General features: G+C 40.7%; 17 protein-coding genes and 1 tRNA gene. 13 read left to right on the top strand and 5 right to left on the bottom strand.

What is annotated here, in order from left to right; genetic code table 11:
• Positions 1-28 precede the first annotated feature (28 nt).
• The 3 genes from miaA to AC1XUD_RS05310 form a co-directional block, all read right to left on the bottom strand.
• The gene (miaA, locus tag AC1XUD_RS05320; protein WP_483359930.1) at positions 29-973 is read right to left on the bottom strand and encodes a tRNA (adenosine(37)-N6)-dimethylallyltransferase MiaA; all 945 of its coding nucleotides are present in this window, start codon (positions 971-973) and stop codon (positions 29-31) included.
• A gap of 31 nt (positions 974-1,004) precedes the next feature.
• Entirely contained in the window at positions 1,005-1,904 is a 900-nt protein-coding gene (locus AC1XUD_RS05315) for a hypothetical protein (protein WP_483359929.1), read from the bottom strand.
• Between the two features lie 206 nt (positions 1,905-2,110).
• A complete protein-coding gene (locus tag AC1XUD_RS05310) occupies positions 2,111-3,091 on the bottom strand; it encodes a Gfo/Idh/MocA family protein (protein WP_483359928.1) in 981 nt (326 codons plus the stop codon).
• Positions 3,092-3,176: 85 nt separating this feature from the next.
• Between AC1XUD_RS05310 and AC1XUD_RS05305 the strand changes: the two genes are divergently transcribed.
• The 8 genes from AC1XUD_RS05305 (at position 3,177) to AC1XUD_RS05270 (ending at position 9,774) form a co-directional block, all read left to right on the top strand.
• Complete coding sequence (locus AC1XUD_RS05305; RefSeq protein ID WP_483359927.1) at positions 3,177-3,407, top strand: VF530 family protein; 231 nt, start codon at positions 3,177-3,179, stop codon at positions 3,405-3,407.
• 52 nt (positions 3,408-3,459) lie between these two features.
• Complete coding sequence (locus tag AC1XUD_RS05300) at positions 3,460-4,338, top strand: DnaJ C-terminal domain-containing protein (RefSeq protein ID WP_483359926.1); 879 nt, start codon at positions 3,460-3,462, stop codon at positions 4,336-4,338.
• 12 nt (positions 4,339-4,350) lie between these two features.
• Positions 4,351-4,650 carry a chaperone modulator CbpM gene (locus AC1XUD_RS05295; protein ID WP_483359925.1) on the top strand — a complete coding sequence of 100 codons (300 nt, stop codon included), beginning with the start codon at positions 4,351-4,353 and terminating at the stop codon, positions 4,648-4,650.
• 112 nt (positions 4,651-4,762) lie between these two features.
• Positions 4,763-5,458 carry a response regulator transcription factor gene (locus AC1XUD_RS05290; RefSeq protein WP_483359924.1) on the top strand — a complete coding sequence of 232 codons (696 nt, stop codon included), beginning with the start codon at positions 4,763-4,765 and terminating at the stop codon, positions 5,456-5,458.
• On the top strand, positions 5,442-6,809 hold the full coding sequence (locus tag AC1XUD_RS05285) for a HAMP domain-containing sensor histidine kinase (RefSeq protein WP_483359923.1): 1,368 nt from the start codon (positions 5,442-5,444) through the stop codon (positions 6,807-6,809). Before AC1XUD_RS05290 ends, AC1XUD_RS05285 begins: the two co-directional genes overlap by 17 nt.
• 147 nt (positions 6,810-6,956) lie before the next feature.
• Positions 6,957-7,415, top strand: a complete 459-nt coding sequence (locus AC1XUD_RS05280) for a hypothetical protein (RefSeq protein ID WP_483359922.1) — start codon at positions 6,957-6,959, stop codon at positions 7,413-7,415.
• A 35-nt stretch (positions 7,416-7,450) separates the two neighbouring features.
• Positions 7,451-8,359 carry a bestrophin family protein gene (locus AC1XUD_RS05275; protein ID WP_483359921.1) on the top strand — a complete coding sequence of 303 codons (909 nt, stop codon included), beginning with the start codon at positions 7,451-7,453 and terminating at the stop codon, positions 8,357-8,359.
• A gap of 182 nt (positions 8,360-8,541) precedes the next feature.
• Positions 8,542-9,774: a DEAD/DEAH box helicase gene (locus AC1XUD_RS05270; protein WP_483359920.1), complete on the top strand. Its 1,233-nt coding sequence runs from the start codon at positions 8,542-8,544 to the stop codon at positions 9,772-9,774.
• Between the two features lie 81 nt (positions 9,775-9,855).
• Here the strand turns inward: AC1XUD_RS05270 and AC1XUD_RS05265 are convergent, their stop codons facing one another.
• Together AC1XUD_RS05265 and AC1XUD_RS05260 are read right to left on the bottom strand one after the other, a co-directional pair.
• Positions 9,856-10,326 carry a CHRD domain-containing protein gene (locus AC1XUD_RS05265; protein ID WP_483359919.1) on the bottom strand — a complete coding sequence of 157 codons (471 nt, stop codon included), beginning with the start codon at positions 10,324-10,326 and terminating at the stop codon, positions 9,856-9,858.
• 80 nt (positions 10,327-10,406) lie between these two features.
• The gene (locus tag AC1XUD_RS05260; protein WP_483359918.1) at positions 10,407-11,150 is read right to left on the bottom strand and encodes an SH3 domain-containing protein; all 744 of its coding nucleotides are present in this window, start codon (positions 11,148-11,150) and stop codon (positions 10,407-10,409) included.
• Positions 11,151-11,211: 61 nt separating this feature from the next.
• Here AC1XUD_RS05260 and AC1XUD_RS05255 point away from each other — a divergent pair.
• From AC1XUD_RS05255 to AC1XUD_RS05235, 5 genes are all read left to right on the top strand, one after another.
• Positions 11,212-11,284 (top strand) — tRNA-Lys (locus AC1XUD_RS05255).
• A gap of 250 nt (positions 11,285-11,534) precedes the next feature.
• Positions 11,535-12,755 carry a site-specific integrase gene (locus AC1XUD_RS05250; RefSeq protein ID WP_483359917.1) on the top strand — a complete coding sequence of 407 codons (1,221 nt, stop codon included), beginning with the start codon at positions 11,535-11,537 and terminating at the stop codon, positions 12,753-12,755.
• A 528-nt stretch (positions 12,756-13,283) separates the two neighbouring features.
• Positions 13,284-13,715 carry a phage integrase SAM-like domain-containing protein gene (locus tag AC1XUD_RS05245; RefSeq protein ID WP_483359916.1) on the top strand — a complete coding sequence of 144 codons (432 nt, stop codon included), beginning with the start codon at positions 13,284-13,286 and terminating at the stop codon, positions 13,713-13,715.
• Positions 13,716-13,915: 200 nt separating this feature from the next.
• Positions 13,916-14,830 carry a BRCT domain-containing protein gene (locus AC1XUD_RS05240; protein WP_483359915.1) on the top strand — a complete coding sequence of 305 codons (915 nt, stop codon included), beginning with the start codon at positions 13,916-13,918 and terminating at the stop codon, positions 14,828-14,830.
• A gap of 58 nt (positions 14,831-14,888) precedes the next feature.
• Entirely contained in the window at positions 14,889-15,707 is an 819-nt protein-coding gene (locus AC1XUD_RS05235; RefSeq protein ID WP_483359914.1) for a hypothetical protein, read from the top strand.
• The last annotated feature ends 574 nt before the right edge of the window (positions 15,708-16,281 follow it).

The following is a 16,281-nucleotide window of genomic DNA, read 5'->3' as shown; positions in this document are numbered from 1 at the left end:
ACTGCCTATCTTTTTACAAAGTTAAAAGCTAACGCCGGTTATATGTGTCTTTAATGTTATTAATCTTTTCCGTCATAGTCAGCGCGTCGCCAAGCCAGTGAATATCAATACCATCCTTCTCCATTTTCCTGAAAAATGTCATCTGCCTTTTGGCGAAACGATGAATTTCAGTCTCCAGCTTTGCTTTCATATTATCGAAGGTGAGCGAGCCTGTTAAATAGTTTGTAACATACTTATATTCAAGCCCATAATACACCACCTGCTCCGGCGTAAGTCCGGAAGTAAGCAAGGCTTCAACCTCCTCTACCAAACCTTCATTTAACCTTTGCTTTAATCTTTTGGATATACGGTCACGCCTTGCCTCAACCGACGGATTGAGACCGAAGACGACGGCATCAAACTTTCTCTGCTGTTTTAATATTTCAAGTTCATGGGGAGAAATCTGCAGATATTCACAAATTTCAATACTTCTCATCAGTCGTTTCCGTGTGGATGTATCGAAAGGAATTTCGGAAAAATGATTAATTCGATTAAACCAGCTTAACAATTCATCCTTTTCCAAATGATCCAAACGCAGCCTGAGCTCCTCATTAACAGGAATCGAAGCCGAACCATATCCCATAAGTAGTGCATGAATATACAGTCCCGTTCCACCGCAAACAATCGGCAACCGTCCCCTCGAATTGATATCCTCGCAGGCCTTTTCGGTATCTTTTAAAAACTTATTAAGGTTATATTTTTCACCTGCAGGAAGTATATCAATGAGGTGATAAGGCACTTCAAAATCCTGGCCTCTATACTCGTGCAAGTCTTTTCCTGTACCAATATCCATTCCCTTATATACCTGTCTCGAATCCGCACTGATAATTTCGCCAGACATTGTGCGTGCCACTTCCACCGCCAGACTTGTCTTCCCCGAGGCCGTCGGCCCCAGTATTACCAATATCGTGTTATCGCTGCGAGATTCGTTCATATCTAAAATCCGTTTTCCATACTCAGATTATCTATGCTTTTTCAACGGTTTTCACAAATTTACGACTACCGGCGTTCAGTACTTTAATCAGATTGTTTCCTTCTGCCGCAAAGCTTATCACGCTAGTTCGAGTAAAATTAGTGGTATCCAAAAGGATCTTCATTGGCTCTTTATCTGAAATATATTCGAAACCAAGTTTTTGATAACTCCTACCATCGGACCATTCGAGATCGGCATAGGTCATGATATCATCGGGTTGTATCTCCTTGATAAAGTGTTTAATGAGTTTATCGAAACCACCCACAACGGTGATATCGAGCACACTGGCGAATCTGATTAACTCGTAAGAACGATGTGGTTCACCATCACGTGAAAATATACGAGGAGCACTAAACGTAGCCACGGCCACCAGTAGTTCAGGCGAATCCGGAGTAATTTCAGGCAAGCCTTCGGGCAGAACACGAAAATAGCGGCTTGGCAGAAATAGTCCATACCGATATTTGGAAGATGGATTTCCCTGCATATGATTTCGGTCAAGAAACTCTCGCGAAAGCTTTTTGTCAATTCTTTTAACCTGGGTAAGCCTCGCCGGAATCGTTTTTGATATGCCCAATAGTGACGCTATCCTCGATTTGACTATATCCGTTTTTGTTTTCCAAAAATCTTCCCAGAGGATAATGCTATTAATACCCTCACTACGAAGCTGTTGCTGTTTTCTATGATACTCAGAAAGTACTATCTGAAGGTCAGGATTAGTGGCCCAATCATCCAGTGCAATCAACGCAATTTCAAGGGGTTTACCCTTTTCAGGTTTGATTTTCAGTAACGCTGGCCATGATGCATAATTTTCTGTAACAATACTTTGGAAAAGTGACGCCTGCTTTAACCAGGACATCACGTCTTCGTAAAATGGTTTGATATCGCTTTTCATCAGGTCAGTCACGGAGCGAAATTATAACCTGGCCGATAAATAACCTAAATCTGCTTTAATCAAAACAGCCTGGCTACATATCAGAGGAGGACCATTGTTGACATCAATCTCATAATCAGCAGGTAAAATCAGCCTTATTAATAAAAAAGCGTCAACCTAATACTTTAGATATTAGACCAACGCTAGTTCACTTCAATTAAAACAAGTTAATCAGCTGTAATCCAATCCATTATAAGATTCGATCTTAAACCGGTCTCACCAGTACTGGGGCAAGTCCCCTCACCTCTTAAATCTTTGACAATCAAATCGATAAGCGGTTGTTGGACGTGTTGAGGATATGGAATATTAAAGTGTTCATTTCCATTTTTGCTTTCAAGAAATATATCAAACTTCTCAAAGAATGAGAAAATGATCCTCCCCTCAGATCCAATCAGAATACACTGATCTTCCCGCTGTTCCTTACTTATTGTATAGCACCAACTCCCTTTTCCGAGAGTACCTGAATCAAATTCAAAATTGGCGACAACTATATCATCTGCCTCATATAATCCAGCCTGGTTTCTCGTATATCCTTTTGCATTCTTTACCGGCCCAAGCAAATATTCCAGAAAATCAAATTGATGGGAAGCCAAGTCATGAAAATGCCCACCCCCGGAAATTTGCGGATCTACACGCCAGCGCGGCTTCGGTTTATCACCCACTTCTTCATCATATGGCTGCCACTGCAAGGTAATATCGACGAAGCGGATATCTCCTATCGCGCCTCCATTAACCAGTTCTTTTACTTTCAGAAAATAGGGCAAGGCGCGTCTGTAATATGCCACGTAAAGCGGCAAACTGGCCTTTTTCCCAGCGTCAACCATTCTTTGGCACTCTTCGGCATTTCGCGCCATTGGCTTCTCGACATATACCGGCTTACCAGCGTTAAATGCTTTGACAGTGTATTCTTCATGCACGTCGGGTGGTGTCGCGATATATATCGCATTTACGTCGTCGTCGTTAATGAGGTCATCAACGTTGTCATACCATTTTGGAACATTATGTCTAGCCGCATAGTCTGCCGCCAAAGCACCATCCCTTCTCATGACCGCCACAAGACTGGAATTCGCAACTTTATTGAACGCCGGGCCACTTTTTACCTCAGTAACATTACCGCATCCAATTATTCCCCATTTTATTTGATCCATATTGCTATTTTTACCTTAACTATTAAACTTAAGTTGAGAATTCAGATATTTAATAATTGTTTGCCAAGCTACCGAAATTTTAGAAATGAGTAACGTTCAAGCACAACCTAATAACCCTCTTCATGGAAAAACACTGGAGAATATCCTGGCAGAACTACTGGACTACTATGGCTGGGAGCAGATGGGCTATTATATCAGTATCAATTGTTTCAAGGAAAATCCTTCCATCAAGAGTAGCTTAAAGTTTTTAAGAAAAACTCCCTGGGCACGACAAAAAGTGGAAGATTTATATATCAATATGTTGGGTGAACGATAAGTTATCGAGCCTAAAATCGCATTATCAAAGCTTCCATAACATTTAAAGTTATATGCCTTTTGTAGATTATTATAAAATTCTGGGAGTCGATAAAACGGCTTCGGAAAAAGACATCAAAAACGCTTACAGGAAACTTGCGCGAAAATACCACCCGGACTTAAATCCCGATGACGAGAGTGCGCACAAGAAATTTCAGGAACTGAATGAAGCCAATGAAGTATTGAGCGACCCGGAAAAACGGAAAAAGTACGACCAATATGGTGAAAACTGGGAGCATGGCGAAGAATACGAAAAGGCTCGACAAGCTCGTCAACAGTCTCGCGGATCTCAAAGTGGCTGGTCGGGCGGTGGCGGTGATTCAGAGTTTTCCGACTTTTTCGAATCGATGTTTGGTGGAGGTTTCAGTTCTGGCAGACAAACCCGTTTTCGCGGGCAGGATTATCAGGCGCAGGTTAACCTCGAATTAAAAGAAGCGTATACCACTCATAAACAGACACTCACAGTTAACGGAAAGAATATCCGAATTACTGTTCCGGCTGGGATTGAAAATGGGCAAACTATCAAGATAGCTGGTCATGGCGGGCCCGGTAACAATAATGGTCCCGCTGGAGATCTTTATATCACCTTTAACATTGCAAATGACAGCCGATTCAGGAGGTCCGGGAATGATATTCATGTAAAAGAAGACCTGGACTTGTATACTGCGCTATTGGGTGGAGAAAAAATTATAGAAACACTGGACGGGAAAGTTAAGCTAACAGTCAAACCAGAAACGCAGAATGGAACGGTAGTAAGATTGAAAGGCAAAGGTTTTCCAGTATACAAAAAAGAAGGCCAATTCGGAGACTTTTACGTAACATTTGATATAAAGCTTCCGACTAATCTGACCGAAAAACAGAAAGAATTATTTAGAGAAATTTCGCAATCCTAACGAACTGAACCCATGGAAATCGAAGAATTGATATCAACCGAAAATTTCTGCTCTTATTATCAGGTGGAATATACCACGATCGAAACTTTCCGAGAAGTTGGGCTAATTGAAACCACAAATATCAATGACACCCAATTTATTCATTACCAGCATCTTGGAAAATTAGAACAGTTCATTCGTCTCTATAATGACTTGAATATAAACGCGGAAGGCATAGAGGTAATCGGGAACTTGTTAACCAAAATGGATGAAATGAAGGCAGAGATTAATTTGTTAAAAAATCAACTGCGGATATTTGAGGTGAGTGTTTAGCTTGGGGCTCGGGTTTTCTAAAAACGCAGGGGGCTGATCAAACTGCTCATTCTCAATTGTTTGAATGGATGCATTTACTGCTCATTCAAGCATTTACTTTTAATTTATGTACATGAAGCTTTTGCTTGTCGAGGACGAATCGAACGTAATATCATTAATTCAAAGAAGTTTGTCTGCCGCCGGACATGAGATCACGGTCGCGCTTGACGGGCAATCGGGGTTGGAAATGGCCAGACAACATCAGTTTGACCTCATCATGCTTGACTTGATGCTGCCGGTTATGAACGGAATGGAGGTTTGCCGAAGACTCAGGAGTGCCGGGTCAAGTACGCCAATTTTAATGTTGACAGCCCTGAGTACTACCGAAAATATTGTATCGGGTCTGGATGCAGGCGCAGATGATTATATGACCAAGCCGTTCAAGCTCGCTGAGCTGGAAGCACGGATACGCACTTTAACGAGAAGGACAAAAGACACGGAAAAAGAAAAGGCCGACTTGCTCATCATTGGCGATCTGATTCTTGATCAAACGACCAAGACTGTCACTCGTAGTAACCTTCAGATAGATCTTACGGCCACTGAATTCCGGCTGCTCGAATTCCTGCTGAATAATCAGAACAAAGTACTTAATAGAATGGAAATTCTGGAGCACGTCTGGGATATCAACTTCAATCTGGGAACCAACGTCGTCGACGTGTATATCAATTATTTACGTAAGAAAATCGACAAAGATCAAGCGGTTAAACTGATTCATACCGTTTTCGGGATGGGATATGTAATGCGCCAGGCTTATGAAAATTCAAAATAAGATTGCTTTACTTTTCACCATTTTATGTGGCGGCATCATCGTCTCGCTGAATATCTTCATATACTTTTTTGCTGCCGACAGCATTTCAAATAGCTTTTTCCATCGTTTGGAAGTCCGTTCAGATATTGTTGCAAATGCTGCTTTGCACGAAAACAGATCGAAAACTTCAATTTATTACGATATCAAAGAAAGGCATTTAGGCGATTTGCCTTTTGAACAACATCGGACGATCTGGCTTGACGACTCCACCAAACTAAAGGCACTTCGCCGCCAGCTTCCGATCACAAGCGAATTTTATAATAGTATTAAAGCGACCGGAAATGCCCGCGCTATCAAAAAGGACACGTCGTACGTTGCCTTGACGATTGAGAAGTCAAACCAGAAGATAACGGTTATCTCCTCCGCGGTAGATTTATATGGAATTGAGGAGATGGAAAACCTCAAAAAACTGCTGACAATCGGTTTCTTAATTTCACTGTTTTTCATTTTCACGTTCGGAAAGTTTTTTTCCTCCCAGATATTCTTCCCGATCCGGCGCATTATCAAAAATGTAAACGGTATTAATGCAGACAATCTGCATCAACGTTTGATCATCGATGGCACAGAAGATGAGGTTGATCTGCTTTCGAACACGTTCAATAATATGCTGGACCGACTCGAAATTACTTTCGAAATGCAAAACAACTTTGTCAGCAATGCTTCTCACGAGTTTAAAACACCTTTAACTATCATTAGCGGCGAGGCTCAAATTGGGCTTTTGGATGGAGAGCTCCCTGAAAAATTCAGACATTCTTTCCAGGTCATTCATGACGAAACCGAAAGACTTGAGCATCTGACTAACAGCATGCTTAATCTAGCTCAAACAGGGTTTGATGGCAAAAAACAGCAGTGGGAAAAGCTTAGGATTGATGAACTGATAATATCGGTGCAGGAGACGATCAATAAGATTGCGCCTAAAAATCAGGTTCAGATCAATTTTGACGACTTACCGGAGGAAGAAAAAAAATTGACGGTATCGGGAAATGAGGCCTTATTGAAATCTGCATTTACCAATATCATTCTTAACAGCTGTAAGTATTCCGACAATAAGCCAGTGCAAGTCAATATCCGAGCCTCAAGTACCTCTGTGTTGGTGGAAGTAAATGATGAAGGTATTGGTATTCCGGACCGGGAAATTTCACAGATCTTTGTTCCTTTTTTCAGAGCTTCCAACACCACGAAATACAAAGGATATGGTATTGGGTTGCCATTAACAAACAATATTATCAAGATGCACCAGGGTACAATTTCGGTGGAAAGCAAGGAAGATCGAGGTACCAGGTTTCTTACCTACCTACCTTTTGCCGAATAAAATTAGCTCTAATCCCTTTTTAACATTCTAATCCCATCTTAATAAGTTGCTCATTCAATTATAATTTCAGTCTTAACTGGCTCTAATAGGCCCGCCGTAGTATTGCATTATCAATTACAACCAAGTAATTGACAATCAATCAACATTATGGCCAAGACTATCATGATTCCTAGCGATTTCAGCCAGCAGAGCCTGCTCGTCGCAGAAAACATTCTCCGAAAAGCGGATCAGCCGATACGAATCGTCTTCACACACTTGTTCCATCTCGCAACAGATATTCAAGATTTGCTCTTTTCGACGTATCGCAAGAAAGAATATGAATTCGTATCCGACAAGTTTTGGAAGGAATGCGAACTTTTAAAAGACTTCTATCCTACCCTTTTGGAAGAAATCAAAATCGAGTTCTACTACGGAAATACGTTGGCGTCATTCAAAAATTTTCTCGATCACCATCAGGCGGAAGCCATCGCCTACTCGGATAGTTATGGAGTTCCATTGATCTCAAAAAGCAGCATTGATGCCTTGCCAGTGATCAAGAAAAGTGGTTTGAAGCTTCTTAATACGGATCTGATGACTGAACCAGCGTATTTGGAAAACAGAGTTTAAAAGTCACACTCCTTATAGTAAAATCATTAACAGCTATGTTGCTCAAGAAAAACATCCCCATAAAATACATTTTTGGTAAGATCAAATACGAAATCGCCTTCGTAACGATCTATGGTTTGCTGATCGAAATCGTATACCAAAACTATGAGATCAAAAATATCTCGATACCTATGACGGTCCCGACTGTTTTGGGTACCATCATATCCCTTTTGCTTGCCTTCCGTTCGAACCAGGCTTATGATCGCTGGTGGGAAGCTCGTATCATATGGGGTTCGATTGTCAATGATTCAAGAACGCTCGCTAGGCAAATTCTGTTTTTGGTCGAAAGCCCCTATGAATCTGAAAATATCGAAGGTTTCAGAAATCGCTTTATACGAAGGCAAATTGCCTGGTGTTACGCGCTGGGAAAGGGACTCCGAAAAGAGGATCCAATGCCAGCAGTGGAAGATTTGTTGTCCAGAAGTGATTATGAGTATCTCAAAGGATATGATCATAAGCATGTCGGGATCACCCAGCTCCACGCTCGCGACCTGAACAATGCGTTAAAGCAGGGGTGGGTAAATCCATATCAACAAATTGAGATTGACAGTACACTCACAAGACTTTGCGACGCCATGGGAAAATGTGAGCGGATCAAGAATACTGTTTTCCCAGCTACATACAGCCTTTACATTCATATTGCCCTACACTTTTTTATCATTCTGTTGCCTTTTGGCTTGGTGGATTTATTTGGATTTTTGATGGTGCCTGTGCTGATTGTTATTACCGCATGCTTCTTCCTGATCGAAAAAATGGCAATTCATCTACAGGATCCATTTGAAAACAAACCGACTGATACGCCGATGTTAAGCATATCACGTAATATTGAAAGGGATTTGAAGCAAATGATGAAGGAGGAGCATGTTCCAGTGGCTGTGCACCCCGATACATTCTACATTTTATAATTAATAACCCTCCATAATGTTGCTCACAAGAGGCAGGTATCCGACCTGTCTCTTTTTTTGGCATAATCAGGAATGCTTGTTTAACCATTGAGCTACCTATCTTTGCACCAATAACCAATTAAACGAATGGAAAGTCTATCTGTCAATTTCAGTAGATTCACTGTTTTCCGTTCCATCCAACTATGAAATTTGACGATTACCGGATCGCCGACGAGATTAAGCAGAACCTTGCAGACGCAGGATTTAAACGCCCTACTGATATACAGTTTAAAGCTATTCCAGCTATTCTCAAAGGAGAAGATGTTCTAGCCATAGCTCAGACAGGCACTGGAAAGACAGCTGCATTTGCCATTCCTATAGTGGATATGGTTCATAAACTGAAAACTTCGAAAAGAGCCGAAGGTATTCAATGTCTGGTAATGGTGCCGACACGAGAACTCGCAATTCAAATCACAGAAGTTTTTCAAAATATCAGCAAGCGTACCCGTGCAAAGGTTTTCGGGATCGTGGGAGGTGTGGAACAAGATCCCCAAATTCTAAAACTTGAAAAAGGAATCGATATTCTGGTTTCGACGCCAGGCCGTATGTTCGATCTGGTTCATCAGGGGTACCTGAAGCTGGATCAGGTTCAAACACTAGTTTTGGACGAAGCAGATCATATGCTTGACCTTGGTTTCATAAAAGATATTCAGGATGTGATCAAACATCTTCCCAAAAAACGCCAAACATTATTTTTCTCCGCAACAATTGATGAGAAAATCAAAAAACTGGCCTATTCTTTGGTTTCCAAGGCGATCAGAATTCAGATATCGCCCAACGACAAAGTGGCAAGAAACATTACCCATTCCGTGGTTTTTGTTCAAATGGACGACAAGCGCTTTTTCCTGGAACGTATCATCAATGAAAATCCGGAAAGTAAAATTCTGGTTTTTGTACGCACTAAAGTACGGGCCGAAAGGGTTGTGGCAGCGCTGGATCGGATGAAAATCCAAAGTGTGTCATTGCACGGCGACAAAGACCAGCAAAGCCGGTTTGAAGCTATAAATCAGTTTCGCAGCGGAGATATTCGTGTGATGGTTGCAACGGACGTCTCAGCACGAGGAATTGATATCGAAAAAGTGGATTTTGTTGTCAATTATGATTTGCCCGAAGTGGTGGAAAACTATGTTCACCGCGTTGGCCGTACGGGTCGTGGCACTCAAAAGGGTCTCGCAGTTTCGTTCTGCTCAGACCAAGAAAAAGAGATATTGAAGCAAATTGAGGAGTTTCTCGGCAAACCGGTCACGATCATCGATATGTCGAGTACCGAATATCACCAAACGATTGACTTTACAAATGAGGTGAAAGACGACCTGGGAAGCTTGATGAAAGAGGTCGAAGCGTATGAATCCGGAAAAAAGAAAAAGAAGAAATAACGACTAATCAAAAAAGACAGGTGCCTCGGAGATTTTCGAGGCACCTGTTTTTTTGTGATACAACTTTGAAAAAAACTCCTCTTAGTTGTCGGAATTTGCAAGGATTCTACCCCTTGCTTCACCGTAAATATTAGTTTCAGATGGTATATTGATGTAAGTAACACCAGTAATCAACCAAGTCTGCTGTTCTTCTGTCAATTGCTGCGCAACTTCACCTTGAACCTGAGTACCAGTTGGATTAGCCGCCAAAGTGAATACTATTGGACCTGCATCCCACCAATTCGGAGAACCGACATTTAGAGTTATAGAAGTTGGAACTACGTTCTGATAGGTGATATTGTACTTTAGCTTTCTTGTGCTTTTACTGTATTCAAAAACGCCAGTACCCTGAGCTGTTGAAGTTGCACGCGGAACCGTTTGTTGACTATTAATGGTGGCTGAGAATTTTACAATATCATCCTTTTGAGGACCCTCTTCTGTACAAGAAAATGAGATTCCCGTTAAAACTACGGCTGTCAAAAATAGTAAAAAACGTTTCATTGGCTTTTTCATAGATAACAAATTAGATAAACTGATCGATAAATATACATACAAACATATAAGCTTTCAAAAATGATACCAAGATAAAATACCTAGATATTTTTCAGATCGGCCTTACGAACATATACAAGCTTATTGTTCCAGATAATTCGGTTCCAGGTATCGACCGAACCTACTACCGTGATCCTGTGACCTTTACCAACTTTTTCTACAACTCCCGCAGCCGAAGAAGGTTCGTTTCTTAAAAAAGTATTTTGGTTAATAATTATTGCAGTTTTATAAAGCGAGGGAAGGTTCAAAATCCCAAATAATGCTATCAAATAAATCAAAATTGAAATTTTGTGAATCATTAGAATCCCCTCTTTCTTTCTGGTTTTACTGGTCATGATAAAAACGATATATGCTCCAAGCCCCAAAAGGAGCAACGGAATATAGTCACCATACCGACGATAAAAGATGATAAAATAGTTGTAGTCATCAAAATCATATCCTTTCAGATTTTGCTCGGAAGCAATTTTGTCCATTTTCTCAAACAAACGGCCGGAAGGATTTTGTAATGCTAATTTGCTGAGGTAAAAAAGACAATTGGTATAGTTATTCGATTTTTCGGACAAAAATGCAAGCTTTAAAAGTAAAGCCTGGTTATTTTTTTTATCCTCCCCGAAATTTTTTTCATAGAGTACTTTGGCCGCATCATATCTGGCTATAGCAAACAGAGAATCAGCTTGTTTAAGCTCTTTAACATTCGCTGCAGGGGCAAAAGAAGCGGTCAAAAAGCAACATAGAAAGATATAAATGTGACAGTATTTCTTTACCAAGGCTTGGATTATAATCATTAGAATTCTACTTTTGCATCGCAATTACGGAAAACGCCCCGGCTAATCCAAAACCTTGCAAGATTCCGTAGCTCAGCTGGTAGAGCAATACACTTTTAATGTATGGGTCCTGGGTTCGAATCCCAGCGGGATCACTCCAAACAATATCAAAATACATTAAACTCCTGCAAATCAAAACATTGCAGGAGTTTTGTTTTTGGAAAGCACCTCAAAATATTCAATAATTCTCAAAAAAAAGGTGAGTGATTCGGTGAGTAAATTCCAGCATTCTGAAACTCACCAGAATTGACTTAACCAATTGTGCCACAGCTTGTTCATAGAATGGACATCTTGTGCTGCCGGATTTGCAAGACTAACTTTGTTTAACCTTTTAACTAAAAAGTTATGAAGACAAATTTCAGTCTGCTTTTCTATTTGAAAAAGCAAAAGAATTATGAAGGCGGCGAGGTCCCGGTTTATCTGAGAATTACAATCAATTCGAAAAGAGCAGAAATGACGACAGGAAGGCAATGCGATCCTAAACGGTGGAATGCTAAATCCGGGAGGATGTCAGGGAGTAAGGAGGACGCTCGCTCAGTAAATGCTTATTTTGCCAATTTGCAACAGAAGTTATTTGATGCACACAGCGAACTTGTAAGAAGTGGTGAAATAGTAACCGCTGAATCTCTTAGGAGTAAATATCTTGGTCGTATTGAAAAGCCGAGAATGATCTTAGGTATTATCAAGGACCATAACCAGCGTATGGAAGCACTTGTAGGTACTGAATATGCAGCCGGCACTCTGAAACGTTATAGAGTTCTGGAACGTCATACAGTGGCCTTTCTAAAGGATAGATATAAGACTTCGGATTTCGATATCAAGAAAATCGACTTTGCCTTTGTGACGGACTACGAGTTCTATTTGCGAACCGTTCGCAAAATGGGCAATAATGCGGTCGTCAAACACATGAAGATGTTTCGCAAGATTCTTAATATTTGCCTGAATAACAGCTGGATCCAAATAGATCCGTTTGCGAATTTCAAGGGTAAATACAAAAAGGTGGATAAAGCTATATTGACAAAGCAGGAGATTGAGTTGATAGCCAGCAAGGAATTTATTTCTGAACGGCTTTCGCAGGTTAGGGATACATTCTTGTTTTGCTGTTATACCGGGCTTGCTTACAGTGATGTACAGAAACTAAAAGCCTCCGACATTTCGGTAGGTTTTGATGGAGAGCATTGGCTAACCTCGCAGCGGGTAAAAACAGATCAAAACTGCCATATTCCTTTATTACCCGAGGCTTGGAAGATTATTGATCAATACAAAAATCATCCTTTTTGTCTTCTGAAAGAAAATCTATTACCTGTGCCGAGCAACCAGAAGATGAATGAATATTTAAAAGAAATTGCGGTGCTGTGTGGCATCAATAAAACGATGACCTGCCATGTTGCCCGGCATACCTTTGCCACAACTGTTACTTTACAGAACGGAGTTCCGATTGAAACGGTTTCGAAGATGCTCGGGCATACTAATATTCGTACTACACAGATTTATGCAAAGATTCTGGACATTAAGGTGAGCAAAGATATGCTTGCATTGAAAAACAAATTTTTAAAGAGTAAGTGAGGATTATTGTTTTTATTAAATTTAGATATTAACGGGAATAAGAGTTCTAGTCCCGTCTCCATCCCTTGGAATAAGTTCAAAGTCAAACAAACTGCCTGCAAATCCTTGATTTGCAGGCAGTTTTGATTTTCAGATTATATCAAAAAATACAAAAATTCCCATGTTTCCAGTGAGTCTTTCGTGTAATTCACTCACTTTGAGAAAAAGACTCACTGGAAACGGCATAACAAATTGGTAGCAAAATGTTTACGCGGTAGACAACTTGATTGGCAAGCGTGGTAATTCGATATTTAACCACTTTTAAATGCTTGTCTTATGTTGGAGAAAACATTTTGTGTGCTTTACTATTTAAAGCCTGCCAGAAATCATAAAGGAACAATTCGCTACATCTATCTGCGAATTACTGTCGACTGAAAGGTCGCCGAGCTATCTACCAAGAAGTTACGGAATACTGAAAGGTGGAGTTCCTCAGTCGGACGTCCCGCCGGAAACAAGGAAGACGCAAAAACGCTCAATGCGTATTTGGACATGCTTACTGCCAAAGTGTACCAGGCCAAGAAGATTCTTACTGAAGATGACAAAGAAATTTTAGCAGAAGGGCTTAAAAACATATTGCTCGGCAAAAGCAATGAAACCCGGACAATCCTCGAAGTCTTTGCGCACCATAATGAGCAGATGGAAGCTCTGGTTGGCCAAGAGTTCGCACCACTCACTTTGAAAATTTACAAGACGGCTATGGAACACACTGCTTCCTTCATCAAGTGGAAATACAAGAAGGATGATATGGCAATTAAAGATCTGAACTTTGAATTCATTACTGAATTCAATTTCTGGCTGCATAGTGCTCGAGGGTGCAATCATAACTCGGCGATCAAATACATAAGTAACTTGAAAAAGATTGTGCTGATCTGCGTCAATAACAAATGGCTGAAAAGGATCCACTTCAAGGTTTCAAGCTGATGAAGAAGGAAGTCGTGAAGAATCCGCTGTCTAGGGACGAGTTGAAACGACTATCAGTGACTTGTGAATTCAAAAAAGTCAGCGTTATGGCCTGATTTTGGGCTCTTCCAGGTAACTTAAATCGTTTAATAAGTTGTCAACCTTTTTTCAAGTAGATTGAATACTAAACACACTTGTTGCCATAAACCTAGAATCCTCCAATGCTTAATACATCTTACTTCGACAGTTATGACAACGGCTCGTTCCGCCAGTTTTGCGGGCCCGCTCAGGTTCACAAAGATTTAAATACGCTTTATGGGCTAATCGTTGGCATTCAGGCTGATGGTCACATTAATGACAGTGAGATCGACATGCTCCGCGCGTGGATCAGCTCTGTTTCCAGCTTGCAGACCAAAGCTCCCTACAACAAGTTTGTCGCCAAAATCAATTCCATTATAAGGGATGGCGTTGTAACGACGGAAGAAGCTGAAGACTTGATCTGGCTTTGCAAGAACTATCTGGATTACAACCAAAATCCTTATTATGATGTGATCACATCATCAACGCAGCAGCTCGGTGGGTTTCTGGCCGGGATTTCAGCAGACAAAACAATAAACATCGAAGAACTCACTGCCTTGGGCAACTGGTCTTCCGAAAATGCATCACTTTTTAAAACGTGGCCTTTTGACACCTTGCTGCCAGCCATTGATCGCATCAAAGTCGAGGGGCAGTTATCTGCAAACGAGCACAATGAACTGCTCACATTCTGCCATTCGGTATCATCCATCAAATTGGTAGTACGGGAAAAGATTACTGTTCCGGTCAAGCTATCGGAACAGCAGGTTTCTATCCTGATTCAGGAATGCAGTTTCTGTTTCACCGGGGAATCTTCCAGGTATGCGCGAAAGGAACTGGCGCAGATTGTTGAAATGTACGGAGGCATTGCCGCCGATTCAGTCACTGCAAAGCTCCACTACCTGGTGATATGCGATGTTCGAAACCCTGCCTGGGCATTTGAAATGTATGGGCGAAAGGTTGAAAAGGCCATGAATATGAAGAAAAAAGGGGTTGGACCGGAAGTGGTTTTTGAAGAGGATTTATTTGCGGCACTGAATGTGTTTGGCTTCTCGCACTAACCTATAACAATTACCTATCTTTGCCGCATATCTTTACCTATTCATCTGTTTTATTATCATGAAAATAAGCTTTACAATTTTTCTCTCCATCGTAACCTCTGTTTGCTTCGCTCAACTTGATACCATTTACCTCGCTAATGAGAAGCTTATAGTCGACATCAAAGAGGTTGGTGTTGACGCGGTGAAATTTAATTATCCAAAGGAAGATATCTCTAATAGTATTTTCAAAAATGCCATACAAAAAATTGTGTTTAAGTCTGGTAGAGTTCAAATGTTCTCAGAAACCACAAATTTTAAAAAAGTTGATGGTATTAAGGATTGGGAGCTAGTCTCAATATCCCAAGTTGAGAGTGAAGTAAAAGGATTATTCAAACTCGGAGACATTAGTTCAAAAGCCCAGGGTGGCACTACCCTAACTGGAATGGAACGTATAAAAGACAGAGCTTTTAAGAAGCTCAAAATACAGGCCGCTATGGTAGGGGCTAACATTGTGTACATGACACAGCTCAACTCAGCTGGTGCCCAGACAGGGTATTGGTCTAGCAAGGCGGCTGAGACCAGTTTATCCGGGGTAGCCTACTCAAACAACCTACCAGATAAGATGGGTTTTGAAAAACTTATCGCAAGTAAGAAGAAGTTTGACGGCCGAGAAAAAATTACCCTTTATAGCAATGCAAAGGATGCCTCTGAGATTCCATTCAAAGGAAATTTTGAGCTTTCGGGAGTTACGATGGACGGGAAACTATTTTTTGTAGTCGGGAAGCTAAACAAAGGCAAAGAGACGAGATATCGTGTGATTAGATATGATTCAGATTCATTTACCATTGTATTTGAGGATAAAAACACGCTATATAATTACGTGTTAGCGGCAAATTAATGTTGGTATAATAAATGTTTAACAACGGCGATGGGCTTTTTGTGATTCCTTAAGGTCATCATTATTATATCTTCCTCTCGAAACAAAAACTCCATTCTTTTGAATATTAAGAACTTGTCTTAGCACTTTGGATTATAACCCGATTGCTGCGCATACAGATTACAGCCGGTATACATATCCCAAAAACCTCAATTAACATGGTGGCGTCGCTTTGCGACTTTGGGAAAAAAACGTCAGGAACATGAGAAAGCAAAGCTATTTACATTGATAATTTGCCTGGCAAAGCCCCATCCAATATGCTCAGGCAGAAAATCTTTGGGCTCCAAATTAACAATGCAGCTATAATAAGAGGGATGAATGTGGTGGGTCTGTTAGTCCAACTGAAGTAAACTCAGTGAAAATGAGCAAAATGTGCAGAACGCTATTCAAAAACATGATGGCAAGCCCTAATTCAATGAGCCGGTTCAACGATTTTCCTACTAACAAGCATTCAATATTGAATTTACGAGAAAAATACACAAGACACAATTAAATTTTTTTACAAAAATTTCAACGAAAGAACATGCCATTATAC

This window comes from Dyadobacter sp. HNCC25DJ184 (assembly GCF_056895215.1).
The sequence above is the reverse complement of the archived record's forward strand: the minus strand, read 5'-3'. Positions and strand labels throughout refer to the sequence as shown.